This is a genomic window from Pseudomonas sp. B13(2017), assembly GCF_002113245.1.
Taxonomy (GTDB): domain Bacteria; phylum Pseudomonadota; class Gammaproteobacteria; order Pseudomonadales; family Pseudomonadaceae; genus Aquipseudomonas; species Aquipseudomonas putida_Z.
Genome location: NZ_NEJX01000021.1, coordinates 47,644 through 63,413, shown reverse-complemented (window position 1 = coordinate 63,413; position 15,770 = coordinate 47,644). Strand labels below are relative to the sequence as shown.

General features: G+C 64.7%; 14 protein-coding genes. 9 read left to right on the top strand and 5 right to left on the bottom strand.

Annotated elements, in window-relative coordinates; all coding sequences use genetic code 11:
* The first annotated feature begins 18 nt into the window (after positions 1-18).
* The 4 genes from CAG44_RS22985 to CAG44_RS22970 all read left to right on the top strand — a co-directional run bounded on the left by CAG44_RS22985 (position 19) and on the right by CAG44_RS22970 (position 3,522).
* On the top strand, positions 19-432 hold the full coding sequence (locus CAG44_RS22985; RefSeq protein ID WP_085693058.1) for a cupin domain-containing protein: 414 nt from the start codon (positions 19-21) through the stop codon (positions 430-432).
* A 57-nt stretch (positions 433-489) separates the two neighbouring features.
* On the top strand, positions 490-1,563 hold the full coding sequence (locus CAG44_RS22980) for an HlyD family secretion protein (RefSeq protein WP_085693057.1): 1,074 nt from the start codon (positions 490-492) through the stop codon (positions 1,561-1,563).
* Positions 1,560-3,140 carry an MFS transporter gene (locus tag CAG44_RS22975; protein ID WP_085693056.1) on the top strand — a complete coding sequence of 527 codons (1,581 nt, stop codon included), beginning with the start codon at positions 1,560-1,562 and terminating at the stop codon, positions 3,138-3,140. Before CAG44_RS22980 ends, CAG44_RS22975 begins: the two co-directional genes overlap by 4 nt.
* An 85-nt stretch (positions 3,141-3,225) precedes the next feature.
* Positions 3,226-3,522, top strand: a complete 297-nt coding sequence (locus tag CAG44_RS22970; protein WP_015269483.1) for a DUF3144 domain-containing protein — start codon at positions 3,226-3,228, stop codon at positions 3,520-3,522.
* 191 nt (positions 3,523-3,713) lie between these two features.
* Here the strand turns inward: CAG44_RS22970 and soxR are convergent, their stop codons facing one another.
* Positions 3,714-4,169 (bottom strand): redox-sensitive transcriptional activator SoxR, encoded by a 456-nt coding sequence (soxR, locus tag CAG44_RS22965; RefSeq protein WP_085589276.1) that lies wholly within the window; start codon positions 4,167-4,169, stop codon positions 3,714-3,716.
* Positions 4,170-4,254: 85 nt separating this feature from the next.
* Here soxR and CAG44_RS22960 point away from each other — a divergent pair, with 85 nt between their 5' ends.
* Together CAG44_RS22960 and CAG44_RS22955 are read left to right on the top strand one after the other, a co-directional pair.
* Positions 4,255-5,352 (top strand): efflux RND transporter periplasmic adaptor subunit, encoded by a 1,098-nt coding sequence (locus tag CAG44_RS22960; RefSeq protein WP_085693055.1) that lies wholly within the window; start codon positions 4,255-4,257, stop codon positions 5,350-5,352.
* Positions 5,349-8,429 carry a MexW/MexI family multidrug efflux RND transporter permease subunit gene (locus CAG44_RS22955; RefSeq protein WP_085693054.1) on the top strand — a complete coding sequence of 1,027 codons (3,081 nt, stop codon included), beginning with the start codon at positions 5,349-5,351 and terminating at the stop codon, positions 8,427-8,429. Before CAG44_RS22960 ends, CAG44_RS22955 begins: the two co-directional genes overlap by 4 nt.
* 146 nt (positions 8,430-8,575) lie before the next feature.
* Here CAG44_RS22955 and CAG44_RS22950 read toward each other — a convergent pair whose 3' ends face one another.
* On the bottom strand, positions 8,576-9,313 hold the full coding sequence (locus CAG44_RS22950; RefSeq protein WP_085589282.1) for a GntR family transcriptional regulator: 738 nt from the start codon (positions 9,311-9,313) through the stop codon (positions 8,576-8,578).
* A 117-nt stretch (positions 9,314-9,430) separates the two neighbouring features.
* Between CAG44_RS22950 and CAG44_RS22945 the strand changes: the two genes are divergently transcribed.
* A complete protein-coding gene (locus tag CAG44_RS22945; protein ID WP_085589284.1) occupies positions 9,431-10,786 on the top strand; it encodes an adenylosuccinate lyase family protein in 1,356 nt (451 codons plus the stop codon).
* A 68-nt stretch (positions 10,787-10,854) separates the two neighbouring features.
* Entirely contained in the window at positions 10,855-12,156 is a 1,302-nt protein-coding gene (locus tag CAG44_RS22940; RefSeq protein ID WP_085589286.1) for a cation:dicarboxylate symporter family transporter, read from the top strand.
* Between the two features lie 9 nt (positions 12,157-12,165).
* Here the strand turns inward: CAG44_RS22940 and CAG44_RS22935 are convergent, their stop codons facing one another.
* Positions 12,166-12,609 carry an acetyltransferase gene (locus CAG44_RS22935; RefSeq protein WP_085693053.1) on the bottom strand — a complete coding sequence of 148 codons (444 nt, stop codon included), beginning with the start codon at positions 12,607-12,609 and terminating at the stop codon, positions 12,166-12,168.
* Between the two features lie 244 nt (positions 12,610-12,853).
* The gene (gene lysA / locus CAG44_RS22930) at positions 12,854-14,086 is read right to left on the bottom strand and encodes a diaminopimelate decarboxylase (protein ID WP_085693052.1); all 1,233 of its coding nucleotides are present in this window, start codon (positions 14,084-14,086) and stop codon (positions 12,854-12,856) included.
* A 124-nt stretch (positions 14,087-14,210) separates the two neighbouring features.
* On the opposite strand from lysA, the gene CAG44_RS22925 reads away from it, so the two are divergent.
* Positions 14,211-15,116, top strand: a complete 906-nt coding sequence (locus tag CAG44_RS22925) for a LysR family transcriptional regulator (protein WP_025338281.1) — start codon at positions 14,211-14,213, stop codon at positions 15,114-15,116.
* Between the two features lie 164 nt (positions 15,117-15,280).
* Here the strand turns inward: CAG44_RS22925 and CAG44_RS22920 are convergent, their stop codons facing one another.
* Positions 15,281-15,634, bottom strand: coding sequence for a hypothetical protein (locus CAG44_RS22920; protein ID WP_013971664.1), 354 nt, complete (start codon positions 15,632-15,634; stop codon positions 15,281-15,283).
* Between the last annotated feature and the right edge of the window lie 136 nt (positions 15,635-15,770).

The following is a 15,770-nucleotide window of genomic DNA, read 5'->3' as shown; positions in this document are numbered from 1 at the left end:
AACCGAAGGAGCATCACCATGTTCAGCCGCCCCCTCCTGGCCGCCGCGTTCACCGTGCTGGCCATGACCCCGGTTTTCGCCGCCGAGCGCCCGGTCAGCAAAGTCACCGTGGTCTTCGACAGACCACTGCCCAACGTGCCAGGCAAAAGCATGCGCGGAGTGATCGTCGACTACGCCCCGGGCGCCGCGTCGCCCGCGCATCGGCACCCGAAATCCGCATTCATCTACGCCACGGTGCTGGAAGGCGAAGTGCGCAGCAGCGTCAATGGCGAGCCAGCCAAGGTCTACAAGCCTGGCGAAAACTGGTACGAGGCACCGGGCGCTTTCCATGGCGTCAGTGCCAACGCCAGCGACAGCAAGCCTGCCAAGCTGATGGCGGTATTCGTGCTCGACAGCAATGAGACGGTACTGGTCACGCCGAGCGAGAAGTAGGCCTTCGGCCCTGTTGGCAGTGCCATGCCACCAGGGCCGAATACAGGACAACGCATCATGAACACACATGAACCTGAGCAGGCCCGCGCGGCGGTGATGCTAAAGCCGGCGCGGATGAAGATAGTGGGCGTCGTACTGTGCATGGCAGCCATACTGGTGCTGGTTGTGGGCTGGCTGACGTGGCGCTCTGCTGACGCCGCCTTTACCGACAACGCCTATGTGCGTGGTGATGTCACGTCGCTGGCGGCCAAGGTGTCGGGTTACGTGACGGCGGTGGAGGTCGGGGACAATCAGCAGGTCAGGGCCGGTGACGTGTTGTTCCGTATCGATGACCGCGACTACCGCGCGCACCTGGCCCAGGCGGAGGCCAACCTGAAGGCTGCCGAGGCGCGTCTTGGCGATGTCGACGCCCAGACACGCCTGCAGCAGGCGCAGGTCCGCCAGGCCGAGGCGCAACGCCAGTCGGCCCAGGCCGAGCGGCAGCTGGCCAGCAAAACCCACGAGCGCAGCCGCAAGCTGATTCAGTACAGTGCAATCAGCCAGGCCTTGGTCGATCAGACCGACGCCGCCCGCAGCAGCGCCGAGGCCGCGCTGATGGCTGCGGCGGCGACACTCGATGCTCAGCGTCAACGTATCGCCGTGCTGGATGCCCAGCGTGAGGCGGCCGTGGCGGCTATCGCCCAGGCCAGGGCCGCGCGCGACCTGGCGCTGATCGAGCTTGAGCATACCGTGGTGCGGGCGCCGATTGCTGGCGTGATTGGTAATCGCCAGGTACGGGTCGGACGATTCGTTACGCCGGGTGGTGCCTTGCTCGACCTGGTCCCGGTCGACGGGGTGTGGATTGTGGCCAACTTCAAGGAAACCCAACTGGAGCAAATCCAGCCTGGGCAGCGGGCACGGGTCACCCTGGATGGCTACCCGCAGGACAGCCTCGAAGGCGTGGTAGACAGCTTCGCACCTGGCAGCGGCGCGGCGTTCAGCCTGTTGCCGCCGGACAACGCAACGGGCAATTTCGTGCGTGTAGTGCAGCGGGTGCCGGTGAAGATTCGCCTGGCCCACAACCCATTGCCCGGGCGCATCGTGCCGGGGTTGTCGGCGCGAGTGCGGATCGAGGTCGGAGGTGGCTCGTGAGCACCCGGAAGGTGGGCGTCAGGTGGCTCGAAGGGTGGCTGCTGGTGGCTGGCATCGTACTGGCTGCGCTCACCGACGCCATCGCCAGCAGCGTGCTGGCAATAGGGCGCAACGACATCATGGGTGATACCCATGCCACGCCGGATGAATTCGCCTGGCTGGACGTTGCTTACACCGCCTGCAAATTGGCAGGGTTCCTGTTCGCGCCCTGGCTGCTGGGCAGGCAGCCACCGCGCACGGTGATCATCGGTGCGACCCTGGCCATGGGGTTGGCCTGTGTCGGTGCGGCGCAATTGGTGAGCATCGAGCTGCTGGTGGCCTTGCGCGCCTGCCAAGGCCTGGCAGGCGGTGTATTGCTGGTGGCGGGGCAGACACTGATCTTTCTTGCCTGCCCGCGGCGGCAGCAGCCGGTCTTGCAAGGCTTGTTCGCCATTGGCGCGGTGGTCGCGCCAGCGGCACTTACGCCGTCGATGCAGGGGTGGTTGATCGATAACCAGGATTGGACCTGGATATTTCTCAGCGTTGCGCCGCTGACCTTGGCGGCGACCGGCCTGTTGCTGCTGGTCGAGCTGCCTGCCCATGGCCTGCCAGGCCGGCGCTGCTTCGATTGGCTGGGCTGGGTACTGGCGGCCACCGCGTTGCTGTGCCTGACCTACCTCCTGACCCAGGGCAGCCGCTGGGATTGGTTCGAGTCTGCACACATGTGCTGGGCCGGCGTGGTCGGTGGCGCGGCGTTGTTGCTGTTGCTTGGCCAGCAACTGACGGGTAATGGGCAGGGGTTGCTGGACTTCAGTCTGTTCCGGTCGAGTGATTTCACCTTCGCCTTCATTGTCAGTTTCGTTGCTGGCGCGGCATTGTTCGGCAGCGCCTTTGTGATACCGGCTTTTGCCTTGTCCGTGCTGGGTTTCACTGCCACCGACGCCGGCCTTTTGCTTCTACCCAGTGGCGTGGTGTTCATCGCCGTGCTGCTGGGTGTGGCGTACCTGATCCAGGTGCGTGGTATTGCGCCTTTTGCCACTGTGCCGTTTGGCATCCTGGCAATCATGGCGGCGATGTGGATGCTTTCGGGCTCGACCCGCGAGAGTGGTATGCACGACATGATGGCCGCGGTCATGCTGCGCGGTGCCGGGCTGGGGTTGCTGTTTCTGTCCCTGACTCTGATTGCCTTTGGCAAGCTGGGCCGGCACAGCCTGGCCAGTGGTATCGGCCTTTTCAATACCGGGCGGCAGGTGGGTGGGCTTTTGGGGGTGGCAGGGTTGCAGACGCTGCTCGACCAGCATGGCGTGCTCAATGCCCAGACGCTTGGTGCGCATGTGAGCACAGGCGCGACGGCGGTGAATGAACGGCTTGATTCGGTGACGTCGATGTTGCGGCTTGAGGGTATTGACCCGCCGGCTGCTGGACGAGTGGCCATGAGCCTGTTGTCGCAGGCAGTGACGGGGCAAGGGGCGGTGATCGCCTTCGAAACGGCGTTCATCGCTGTGGCGTTGCTGTTTGCCGTGGCAGCGCCGCTGCTGGTGTGCATCAAATTGATGTTGGCGCGCATGGCCGGGAAACAGGACGCCGGGCTCTCATGAAGGCGAATTGCCGGTTTCACATCGTGAGCTTTCGCTGTAAAACGGCGCTGTGCCTAATTTGAATGCAGCAACAAGGTAAACCGCAATGACACAAGCTACCGATCAGGCTTTTTACGACCGCGCGGATGCGCATATCGAACTGGCGAACCAGCAGATCGAGAAAATCGAAGACCTGGGCAAGGTCAGTGCCTCACTGACCTTCGGCGCCTCGCGCTTCAATGCCTGGATGAGTGCCCGCAGTTTCAAGACCAGTGCCGAACTGGCTGCCGCGCGGGAGGAGCTGTTGAAGTATTTCTGCGAGCAGTACCGGATGATGCTCGAGGACAACCTGGACGAGCACATCGAGCATTTTGACCGGTATGTGTTGGGCAAAGGCGACTGAACCATGGGGGCGCGATCTCATGGAACTGCACAAGGCTCATTGAGTTAGCAGGGACCCTGTGGGAGCGGCTTTAGCCGCGAACACCGGCGCAGCCGGTGCCATGCACCGCGTTGGATTCTTCGCGGGTAAACCCGCTCCCACAGGGTACGCGGACCGCTTGCGAATTCAGTCCTCTACCCGCCAGCGCAGCCTCATCGGGTCTTCTTCTCCAGAATCCGCGCCCCGGTACCTTCCTTGCCCAGCACATCCTCGGGGTTGCGCAGCGGGCAATCTTCCAGCGACAGGCAGCCGCAACCAATGCAGTTGTCCAGGCTGTCGCGCAACGCTTCCAGGGTGCGAATGCGGGCGTTCAGGTCTTCGCGCCAGGCGGTCGACATCTCGCCCCATTGCGCTGCCGTGAGCTTGCTGTTGGGCGCATAGCGGCTGAAAGCCTGCTTGATCTCCTCAAGCGGAATACCCGTGCGCTGCGCCACCTTGATGATGGCCAGCGTGCGCAGAACCAGTGAAGGATAGCGGCGCTGGTTACCCGCCGTACGGACGCTGGCGATCAGCCCCTTGGTCTCGTAGAAGTGCAGCGCAGAAACCGCCACGCCGCTGCGTTTGGCCACTTCCCCTACCGTTAGCATCCGTGTGTTGTCCGCTGCCATGCCTGTTGACCTCAAGTTAACTCGAGCTCTTATAGTCCTGCCCGATCTTCCCCGCAACCGCTTTCCCTGATGATCGGAGCACTGCATGAACAAAAGGACGTTACTGGCCTGGGCTGGCGCTGTTGCAGGTGTGCTGGCCGCTGCCTATGCATTGGTCGGCAGTGGCTCGGCGCCGCCGGCTGCGGCGGCATGGCCGGCGACCAAGGTGGCGCTGGCCACGGCCGAGCAAGTGCAGCTGGCACGGCAGAACTTTGCCTCGGGGGAGCTGGAGGCGGTCAACCAGGTACAGGTGGCGGCCGAGACGGCGGGGCGCATCACCCGCATCGCCTTCGAGTCGGGGCAATGGGTGAGTGCAGGGCAATTGCTGGTACAGCTGAACGATGCCCCGGAGCAGGCCCTGCGCGTGCAGTTGCGCGCCAGGCTGCGCAATGCCGAAGTGGTGCTGCAGCGCAGCCGCAAGCTGCGCGCGGTGAACGCCGTGTCACAGGAGCTGCTCGACAATGCGGCCACCGCCGTGGACGTGGCCAGCGGTGAGCTGCAGCATGTCGAGGCGCTGATCGCGCAGAAGGCGATACGCGCGCCGTTTGCCGGTAAGCTCGGCATTCGCCGGGTGCATCAGGGTCAGTACCTGAGCGCCGGTGAGACCATCGCCAGCCTGGCCGACATCAGCCAGCTGCACGTCAATTTTTCCCTGGGCGAACAAGCCGCCCCCGAAGTGCACGTGGGGCAACTGCTGGCGCTGACGGTGGATGCGGTGCGCGGGGAGGACTTCCAGGCCCGGGTGGTCGCGGTGGACCCGGTGGTGAGCAAGGCGCGCCTGGTGCAGGTGCAGGCGGCCTTGCCGAACCCGGGCGGGCAGTTACAGCCGGGCATGTACGCCGGCGTGCGCCTGGATGCCGCGCAGCCGTCAAGCGTGCTGGCCGTGCCGGAAACCGCGATCACCTACACCGCCTACGGGCAGACGGTGTTCGTCGCTACCCGGGACCCGGAACAGGGCACCCGGGTCAGCCGGGTGCGGGTGACTACCGGTGAGCGCTGGCAGGGGCGGGTGGAGATCACCTCAGGCCTGGCGCCCGGTGACCAGGTGGTGGTTTCCGGCCAGTTGAAACTGAGCGACGGCATGCCGGTCGAGCCTGTGGCGCAGGACAGCCTGCAGGCCAGCCAGGGAGGGCGGCAATCGTGAAGTTCACCGACCTCTTTGTCCGCCGCCCGGTGCTGGCGCTGGTGGTCAGCAGCCTGATCATCCTGCTGGGGCTGTTTGCCATGGGCAAGCTGCCGATCCGCCAGTACCCGCTGCTGGAAACCTCCACCATCACCATCAGCACCGAGTACCCGGGCGCCTCTGCCGAGCTGATGCAAGGCTTCGTGACCCAGCCGATCACCCAGGCGGTGTCGTCGGTCGAGGGCATCGACTACCTGTCCTCGTCGTCGCAGCAGGGGCGCAGCCTGATCACCTTGCGCATGGTGCTCAACCGCGATTCGACCCAGGCGCTTGCCGAGACCATGGCCAAGGTCAACCAGGTGCGCTATCGCCTGCCGGAAAAGGCATACGACCCGGTGGTGGAGCTGTCGGCAGGTGACTCCACGGCGGTGGCCTACGTGGGCTTTGCCAGCGAAACCTTGTCGATACCCGAACTGAGCGATTACCTGTCGCGGGTGGTGGAACCGCAGTTCTCCGGCATCGACGGTGTGGCCAAGGTGCAGTCGTTCGGCGGGCAGCGCCTGGCCATGCGCCTGTGGCTGGACAGCGAACAGATGGCCGGGCGCGGGGTGACGGCCGCCGACGTGGCGCAGGCGGTGCGTGCCAACAACTACCAGGCGACGCCGGGGCAGGTGCGTGGGCAGTACGTGCTGGCCGATATCCAGGTGGACACCGACCTGACCCGGGTCGAGGACTTCCGCGAGCTGATCATCCGCAACGATGGCACCGACCTGGTGCGCCTGCGCGATGTCGGCACCGTCGAGCTGAGCGCGGCCGCCACACAGACCAGCGCCACCATGGACGGCAAGCCCGCCGTGCACCTGGGGCTGTTCCCCACCCCAACCGGCAACCCGCTGGTGATCGTCGAGGGTATTCGCCAGCTGCTGCCGCAGATCCGCCAGACCCTGCCACCCGGGGTGGAGGTGGCGCTGGCCTACGAGACCGCGCGTTTCATCGACGCCTCGATCGACGAGGTGCTGCGCACCCTGGTGGAGGCCATGCTGATCGTGGTGCTGGTCATCTGGCTGTGCCTGGGTTCGCTGCGCAGCGTGGTGATCGCGGTGGTGGCCATCCCGCTATCGATGCTCGGTGCGGCGGGCCTGATGCTGCTGTTCGGCTTCAGCCTGAACCTGCTGACCTTGCTGGCGATGGTGCTGGCCATCGGCCTGGTGGTGGACGATGCCATCGTGGTGGTGGAGAACGTGCACCGCCATATCGAAGAGGGCAAGTCGCCGGTTGCCGCGGCACTGGCCGGGGCGCGGGAAATCGCCGGGCCGGTGATCGCCATGACCCTGACCCTGGCCGCCGTATACGCGCCGATCGGCTTGATGGGCGGGCTGACCGGCACGCTGTTCCGTGAGTTTGCCCTGACACTGGCGGGGGCGGTGATCGTGTCCGGCATCGTCGCGCTCACCCTGTCGCCGGTGATGAGTTCGCTGTTGTTGCAACCCGGCCAGCAGCATGGCGCCATGGCCAACATGGCCGACCGCCTGTTCGGCATGCTGACCGGGGCCTATGGGCGAGTACTCGCCTACACCCTGTCGCATCGCTGGATCAGTGGTGGTGTGGCGCTTCTGGTGTGCCTGAGCCTGCCTTGGCTGTACCTGCTGCCGCAGCGCGAACTGGCCCCGCCCGAGGACCAGGCGGCGGTGCTGACGGCCATCAAGTCGCCGCAGCATGCCAGCCTGGATTATGTGGAGCGCTTTGCCCTGAAGCTGGACCAGGTGATGAAGTCCCTCGCCGAAACCACCGACACCTGGATCATCAACGGCGCCGACGGCCCGGCCGCCAGTTTCGGCGGCATCAACCTCAGCGCCTGGCAGGCCCGCGAGCGTTCCGCCGCGCAGGTGCAGGCGCAGTTGCAGCAGGCCGTGGCGGACATCGAGGGCAGCAGCATCTTCGCCTTCCAGGTGGCCTCGCTGCCGGGTTCCAGCGGTGGCTTGCCGGTGCAGATGGTGTTGCGCAGCGCACAGGACTACCCCGAGCTGTACCAGACCATGGAGATGATCAAGCAGCGCGCCCGCGACAGCGGCCTGTTCAGCGTGGTGGACAGCGACCTCGACTACAACAACCCGGTGGTCAAGGTGCGCATCGACCGCGCCAAGGCGGCCAGCCTGGGCATCAGCATGCAGGCCATCGGCGAGTCGCTGGGCGTGCTGGTGGGCGAACAGTACCTCAACCGCTTCGCCCTGTTCGGGCGCTCCTACGACGTGATCCCGCAAAGCATCCAGGACCAGCGCCTGACGCCGGCGGCGCTGAACCGCCAGTACGTGCGCGCCGAAAACGGCAGCCTGGTGCCGCTGGCCACGGTGGTGCACCTGGACATCGAAGTGGCGCCCAACCGCTTGCTGCAGTTCGACCAGCAGAACGCCAGTACCCTGCAGGCGATCCCGGCGCCCGGTGTGTCGATGGGTAATGCCGTGGCATTTCTCGAACAGCTTGCCGCCGAACTGCCACCTGGCTTCAGCCATGACTGGCAATCGGAGTCGCGTCAGTACGTGCAAGAGGGCTTTGCCCTGATGTGGGCGTTTCTCGCCGCCCTGGTGGTGATCTACCTGGTGCTGGCCGCGCAGTACGAAAGCCTGGTGGACCCGCTGATCATCCTGGTGACCGTGCCGCTGTCGATCTGCGGTGCGCTGCTGCCGCTGGCGCTGGGCTGGGCCACGCTGAACATCTACACGCAGATCGGCCTGGTGACCCTGATCGGCCTGATCAGCAAGCACGGCATCCTGATGGTGGAGTTCGCCAACGAGATCCAGGTGCGTGACAACCTCGACCGTGCCGCCGCCATCGTCCGCGCCGCGCAGATACGCCTGCGGCCGGTGCTGATGACCACAGCGGCGATGACCTTCGGCGTGCTGCCGCTGCTGTTCGCCACCGGCGCCGGGGCCAACAGCCGCTTTGGCCTGGGGGTGGTGATCGTGTGCGGGATGCTGGTGGGGACCTTGTTTACCCTGTTTGTGCTGCCGACGATCTATGCCTTGCTGGCGCGCGATCATCGGGTGACCACGGTGCGGGGGCAGCAGTTGGCGGAGGCTGAGCGGGTGTTGGGCGTGTGAGGAGGAAACAGGGCCATCGGGGCTGCTGCGCAGCCCATCGCCGGCAAGCCAGCTCCCACCTCGATCGCATTGTCCTCAAGCCATGCGCTATCTCTGTGGGAGCTGGCTTGCCGGCGATGGGCCGCATAGCGGCCCCGATTGCCCGATCAGGACGGCGACCGGTCGCGGCGCATCTGGGTAACCAGGGTAAAGCGATCATCCGGGTGCACCGTCTCGGACACCGCCATCAGGTCGCCGTTTTCCTCGCGGTAATGGCGAATGATCTTCAGCCCCGGCGCGCCTGCCTCGGCCTTCAGCACCCGGGCCATTTCCGCACTCAGCAACACTGCCCGCACCTGCTGGTCGACCACCGCGATCGCCCGGCCATAGTGCTGCTCGATCAGCCCCGCAATCAGTTGGTCGGGGTGCTCGCGGGCCAACTCGATGACCTCGGCATAGTCGCGCTGCGCGTACACATCGGTCCAGCACAGCGGCGCCGCGTTGTGCACGCGGTCGACACGGATGCTCGACACGCAGAAGTAGTGCTCGCCCGGAACCAGCCCCAGCCGCGCCGCCTCGCTCAGGTCGGCGACGAAGTGGCGCACGTCCTGGATTTCCCGTTGCTGGGTTTCCGCCAGGTGCGCCAGGTCCGCCACGCTGGCCAGTGACTGCGAGTAGCCACCGCGCGGGCTGCTGGCCTCCACCCGGGTACCCACGCGCTTGCGCCGCGATACCAGCCCTTGGTTGAGCAACTGGTTGATCGCCGCACGCACCGTGTGTCGGCTCACATCGTACAGGTCGCACAGCTCGAACTCGGTCGGCAGCAGGCTGCCCACCGGGTAGCGGCCGCTGGCGATGCCTTCCATCAAGTCCTTTGCCACGGTGGTATAGCGCGTCGGGTTCATACCTTTGGTCTGTCTCGCGAATTTCATCGGTTGACAGTGTAACAGCGGCAGGGCAAGAATTATGTACGTACATAACTAATTTGTACGGTCAAAAACAACATTTCAGGATCCCTGCCCATGTCCACCACCGTTTTCGATTCCACCCTGTTCCGTGACATGTTCGGCACTGCCGAAATGCGCGCGGTGTTCTCCGACAAATCGGTGATCGAGCGTTACATCGAAGTCGAAGTGGCCCTGGCCAAGGCCGAAGCGCGCTGCGGCGTCATCCCTGCCGAAGCCGCAGCGCAAATTGCCGAGTTGTCGCGCTACGAGGCGCTGGATCTGGCATTGATGCAGCACGAAACCGAAATCGTCGGCTATCCGATCCTGCCGCTGGTCGAGCAGCTGTCGAAGCTGTGTGGCGAGGCCGGCCGCTACGTTCATTGGGGCGCCACCACCCAGGACATCATGGACACCGCCGTGGTCCTGCAGGTGCGCGCAGCCCTGGCCATCGTCGCGCGTGACATCCAGACCGTGCGCGGCCTGCTGGCCGAACTGGCGCAGCGCTACCGTGACACGCCGATGGCCGGCCGCACCCACCTGCAGCACGCGCTGCCCATCACTTTCGGCTACAAGTGCGCGGTGTGGCTGAGCATGTTCGACCGTCACGCCGAGCGCTTGGCGCAGCTGCGCCCGCGAGTGGAAGTGGGGCAGTTTGCCGGTGCTGCCGGTACCCTGGCGTCGCTGGGTGACAAGGGCCTGGAAGTGCAGGCCGCACTGATGGACGAACTGGGCCTGGGCGTGCCGCAGGCTACCTGGCACGTGGCCCGGGATGGCCTGGCCGAAACCCTGAACTTCCTCGGCCTGGTCAGCGCCTCTTTGGGCAAGGTGGCACTGGATATCATGATGATGATGACCAGCGAGTTGGGTGAAGCTTACGAGCCGTTCGTCAAAGGGCGGGGCGCCAGCAGCACCATGCCGCAGAAGCGTAACCCGATTTCCTGCGAGTTGATGTACGCCGCCGCCAAGGGTGTGCGTCAGCAGGCCGGGCTGATGCTCGACGCCATGATCCAGGACTTCGAGCGCTCCACTGGCCCGTGGCAGGCCGAGTGGATCGCCATCCCCGAAGCCTTCGCCCTGACCGGCGCCTCGCTGGGCCAGGCGTGCTTCATGCTGGCTGGCCTGGACGTGCGTACTGAGCGCATGCGCAAGAACCTCGACATGACCCAGGGCCTGATCGTGGCCGAAGCGGTGATGATGGGCCTGGCACCGGCGCTGGGCCGCCAGGTGGCGCACGACGTGGTCTATGCCGCCTGCCGCATGGCCAATGACCAAGGCATAAGCCTGCTGGAAGCGTTGAAGGCCCAGGGGCAGGCCGCCGCTCGCCTGGACCTGGCAACCCTCGAGCAGCTGTGCAACCCGGCCAACTACCTGGGCCTGGCACCTCAGATGGTCGACCAGGCCCTGGCTCGCCAGGGCGCAGTCGCCCGCTGATACGCCTGGGGCCCGGCCTGCCCGGGCTCCGACCTGAGACCCCGTACAAGAACAATGAGAACGCTACCATGGTTTCCACGTCGAAAAAGCCGCTGTACAAGGACCTGACCTTCCAGGTGCTCGCCGCGATGCTGCTGGGCATCGCCTTCGGTTTCCTTGCCCCCGAACTCGCTGCCAAGTTCAAGATACTCGGGGACATCTTTCTCAAGCTGATCAAGACTGCCGTCGCGCCGCTGGTGTTCTTCACCGTGGTCCACGGCATTGCCTCGGCCGGTGATATCAAACGGGTCGGCAAGGTAGGCTGGCGCGCGCTGGTGTACTTCGAACTGCTGTCTACCTTTGCCCTGGCTCTGGGTCTGCTCTGGGGCAACCTGATCGGCATCGGCTCGGGCATGCATGGTGCACACGCCAGCAGTGCCGCCTCGGCGGCAGCCAGCGCTGCGGTTGCCAAAGGCCATGCGCCGAGTTCGACCATGGACTTCATCTATGGCATCTTCCCCGACAACTTCGTCGGTGCCTTCGCCGGTGGCCAGTTGCTGCAGGTGCTGGTGATCGCCGTGCTGTTCGGCTTCGCCCTGCTGGCCTTGAAGCATGAGCGCCGGGCGGTGATCGAGGACGGCTTGAACCGGGTATCGGAGTGCTTCTTCGAGTTCATCAACCTGATCATGAAGTTCGCCCCGCTGGGGGCGTTCGGCTCGGTAGCCTATGCGGTGGGCAGCAATGGTTCGGCTGTGCTGATATCGCTGGCCAACCTGGTGCTGATGTTCTATGTGGCGATCGCCTTCTTTCTGTTCGTGGTGCTGGGTGCCGTGTGCCGGTTGTCTGGTTTCAGCCTGTGGCGCTTCCTGAAGTACATCAAGGACGAGATCTTCATCGTGCTTGGTACGGCCTCGTCCGAAAGTGCGTTGCCACGGCTGCTTCAGAAGCTCGAGCGCTTTGGCTGCTCGAAGCAGAGCGTGGGCCTGGTGTTGCCGACCGGTTATGCCTTCAACCTGGATGGCACCTCGATCTACATGTCGATGTGTGTGCTGTTCATTGCCAATGCCTACGGTGTGCCGCTGGGTTGGGAACAGCAGTTGGGGATTCTGGCGATCATGCTGGTGACCTCCAAGGGGGCGGCGGCAGTATCGGGGGGCAGTTTCGTGGTATTCGCCGCCACCGTGACCGCCATCGGCGTGCTGCCGGTGGAAGGGCTCGCGTTACTGTTTGGCGTGTACCGCTTCATGTCCATGGCCATGGCTACTTGCAACACTATTGGTAATAGCGTGGCGACAGTGGTGGTGGCCAAGTGGGCGGGGGAGTTTACCGAGCAGACGGCGCGTGAGGAGTATTCGCGAGTGCTGGGGCGGGCTCCCGGGGCAGCGCTCTGAGCAGGCATATCAAACCTGGGCAGGCAGGCTCATATGCAGCAAGGGGAACGGCCGGCCTTCGCCATCCACCGGTGAGCGGCCGGTCTGGATGAAACCGTAGTGCCGGTAGAACCCCACCGCCTGCGGGTTCTGCTCGTTGACATCGACGCTCATCACGTTGTGCTTCTGGCGGCCGAAATCCAGCAGCGCGCGGCCTATGCCCTGGCCATGGCGCTCGGGGGCGACGAAGAGCATTTCCACGTGGTTGCCATTGAAGCCGATGAAGCCCAGCGGGCGGTCTTCGGTGTCAACCGCGACCCAGAGCTCGACGGCCTGGAAGTAGACGTCGCGCAATTGCGGCAGCAGCGCGTCGATGTCGGACGCTTGCAGAAAGTGGTGCGTGGCGCGCACGGCGCACAGCCAGATATCGAGCAGTTGCGGGTGGTCTGCAGCGATGCTTTGGCGAATGATCATGGAGTCATGCCTGGGGAGACCGGGAGGAAAAAAGGGTACCCGGATTGTGTGGGGCGGGGCAATGGACGGTGGGGCAGGGCATCAGCTGATGTGTTGCCCGGGCCGGCCCTTTCGCGGGTAAACCCGCTCCCACAAGTACGGCACTGCCCTCGAGCCCGGCGCCGTACCTGTGGGAGCGGGTTTACCCGCGAACATGGGCGAAGCCCGTGCCATCGATGGGCTCGACTGCAATCCACATCGATAGTTAGAAGCCTGCCTCCAGGCCCAGCAGGTCTTGCACCGTCTGCCTGCGGCGAATCATCCGTAGCGCTCCATCCTCGATCAGGAACTCCGGCAGCAACGGCCGGCTGTTGTAGTTCGACGACATCGACGCGCCATAGGCCCCGGCGTCGTGGATCACCAGCAGGTCACCCACCTGCGCCTGGGGCAGGTCGTGCGGGGTCAGTTCCTGGTCATCCTGGGTAAACACATCACCCGACTCGCACAGCGGCCCGGCCACCACGGTCGGCTGCCGTGGGCGGTCAACCGGCTGGCCGTCGGCGTCGAGCAGGGTCATGCGGTGGTAGGCCCCGTACATCGCCGGGCGCATCAGGTCGTTGAAACCGGCATCGATCATGACGAAGGTATTGCGGCCCACCTGCTTCACGGCGCGTACCTCGGCTACCAGGTAGCCCGATTCCGCCACCAGGAAGCGCCCTGGCTCGATCTCCATGCGCACGGGGTGGCCCAGCATCGCTTCGATCTCCTTGCGGGCCACGGCCCAGGTCCGGGCGTAGCGTTGCAGGTCGACCGGCTTGTCGCTGCTGCGGTACGGGGTGGAAAGGCCGCCGCCAATGGAGAACGCCTCGATGTCCACGCCCAGGCGGCCGATCAGCTCGATCATCGAGCGCGCCACTTGCTCCAGATGCTGGTAGTCCACCCCCGAGCCGATGTGCATGTGCACCCCTACCAGGTGCAGGCCATGGGTTTTCACGCAGGCCAGCGCTTCACCCAGCTCTTCGTGCCAGATGCCGTGCTTGCTGTTCTCGCCGCCGGTGTTGGTCTTGCGGCTGTGGCCATGGCCGAAGCCGGGGTTGATGCGGATCCACACGCGGTGGCCGGGCGAGCGTTCACCCAGTTGGCGCAGCATGTCGATGGAACCGGCGTTGACTTCGATCTTCGAGGCCACCACCCGCTCCAGGGTAGGCCGGTCCAGCGCGTCGCAGGTCAGCACCACGCCGGCAGGGTCGCCATCCACGCTGGCGCCCGCGGCAAAAGCCCGCTCCATTTCGCCCAGCGACACTGCGTCCAGCACCAAGCCGTGGGCGCGCATCAGGCGCAGCACATGCAGGTTGGGGTTGGCCTTCTGGGCGAAGCGCACGGTGTTGAACACCTTCAGCTGTTCGACACGCTCGGCGATGGTGCCGGCGTCGTAGGCCCACAGCGGCGAGCCGTGCTGGCGGACAGCATCGGCCAGAAGAGTGAAGGGTGCAGTCATGGTGGCGCTACTCATATAAGGAAGACCACGAGAATGAGCCAAAGCAGGAATTCAGAAAAATAGCTATTTTTCTGTCAGCCATTCATATCTGATATGACCATTGCCGACTTGCCAGGTGTTGCCCGTGAAACTGTCCGTCCGCCATATCGAAGTGTTCCGCGCCATCATGGCCGCTGGCAGCGTCACCGGTGCGGCGCGCCTGCTGTTCACCTCGCAGCCCACCGTCAGCCGCGAACTGGCGCGGCTGGAGCAGGTAACCGGGCTGAACCTGTTCGAGCGCGAAGGTGGCCGCCTGGTGGCGACGGCTCAGGCGCTGCTGTTGATCGAGGAGGTTGAGCGGGCCTACGTAGGGCTGGAGCGCATAGACCGCTTTGCCCAGGCCATCCGCAATTTCGAGCAGGGCCGGCTGGCCATTACCTGCCTGCCGCTGTTTTCCCAGACCTTGCTGCCCAAGGCTTGCCAGCGCTTTCACCAGCAGCACCGGGGCGTGAGCGTGAGTATCCTGGCACAGGAGTCGCCGTTGCTGGAGGAGTCGCTGGTTGCCCAGCAGCATGACCTGGGCCTGACCGAGGTAGAACAGATACCGCGTGGCGCCTACGGCGAATTGCTGTTCAGCGCCAACATGGTGTGCGTGCTGCCCGACGGGCACCCGTTGCAGGCCAGGGCCGAGCTGGAGCTGAGCGATTTCCACGAGGTCGACTTCATCAACCTGGCCAGCCTGGACACCTACCGGCAGCGCCTGGACCAGCACTTTCGCGCGGCAGGGGTGAATCGCCGCACGGTCATCGAGACCACCAGTGCTGCCTCGGTGTGTGCCATGGTCAGGCAAGGCCTGGGGGTGGCGATCATCAACCCGCTGAGCGGGCTGGAGGCGGCGCAGGGCGGGTTGCCGATCCGGCGGTTGCGGGTTTCGGTGCCGTACCAGGTGATGCTGATCAGGCCGGACCACCGACCGGCGTCGGCGGCGGTGGAGCCGTTTTGCCAGGCGTTGCGGCAACAGGCCCAAGAGATGCAAGCGGCACTGATCTGAAGCCTGGCGCGGCCTTTGTAGGAGCGGCCTTGTGTCGCGATGGGCCGCAACGCGGCCCCAGCAATGTATGCCGTGACGCCGAGATTCTGGGGCCGCTTTGCGGCCCATCGCGACACAAGGCCGCTCCTACAGGGATCGCGCAAGCGTTTGGATTGCTGTATGGCTCAGAGTTCGCAGACGAAGGTGCCGGTCCCGGCCAGGATGTTCTCCAGGGTTTCCTTCACTTCATCCATGTCACTCAACTCGCTGGTCAGGTTGATCTCCAGCACTTCATCCCCCTTCAGCGCATCCCGGTCGCCGGCCGCCACTTCGATCAGCAAGCGCTTGGCGCTCAGGGTCACTTTCAGGCCATCCAGCGTCGACGGCTCGTCATCCAGGGTCAGGTCGACGGTGTCTTCGTCCGGGTAGCGGGTCAGCAGGAACATCTGACCCTTGTCGCTGTGGCAGCACAGGGTCGCCATGTTGTCTTCCTCGTCATCGCAAGGGGTGGCGAACAGCAGGGCAGTATTGATTTGCATGGACAAGGCTCGGATCAAAGGAAACGGAAGGGAATTCTGACAGTCTTGCCGACAGGCATAAACGTAAAGTTACCCCCCCTTGACCGAAATTGTCGCAGCGCTGCAAGCCTTGATGACCGATCAGTCGTTAAGCTTC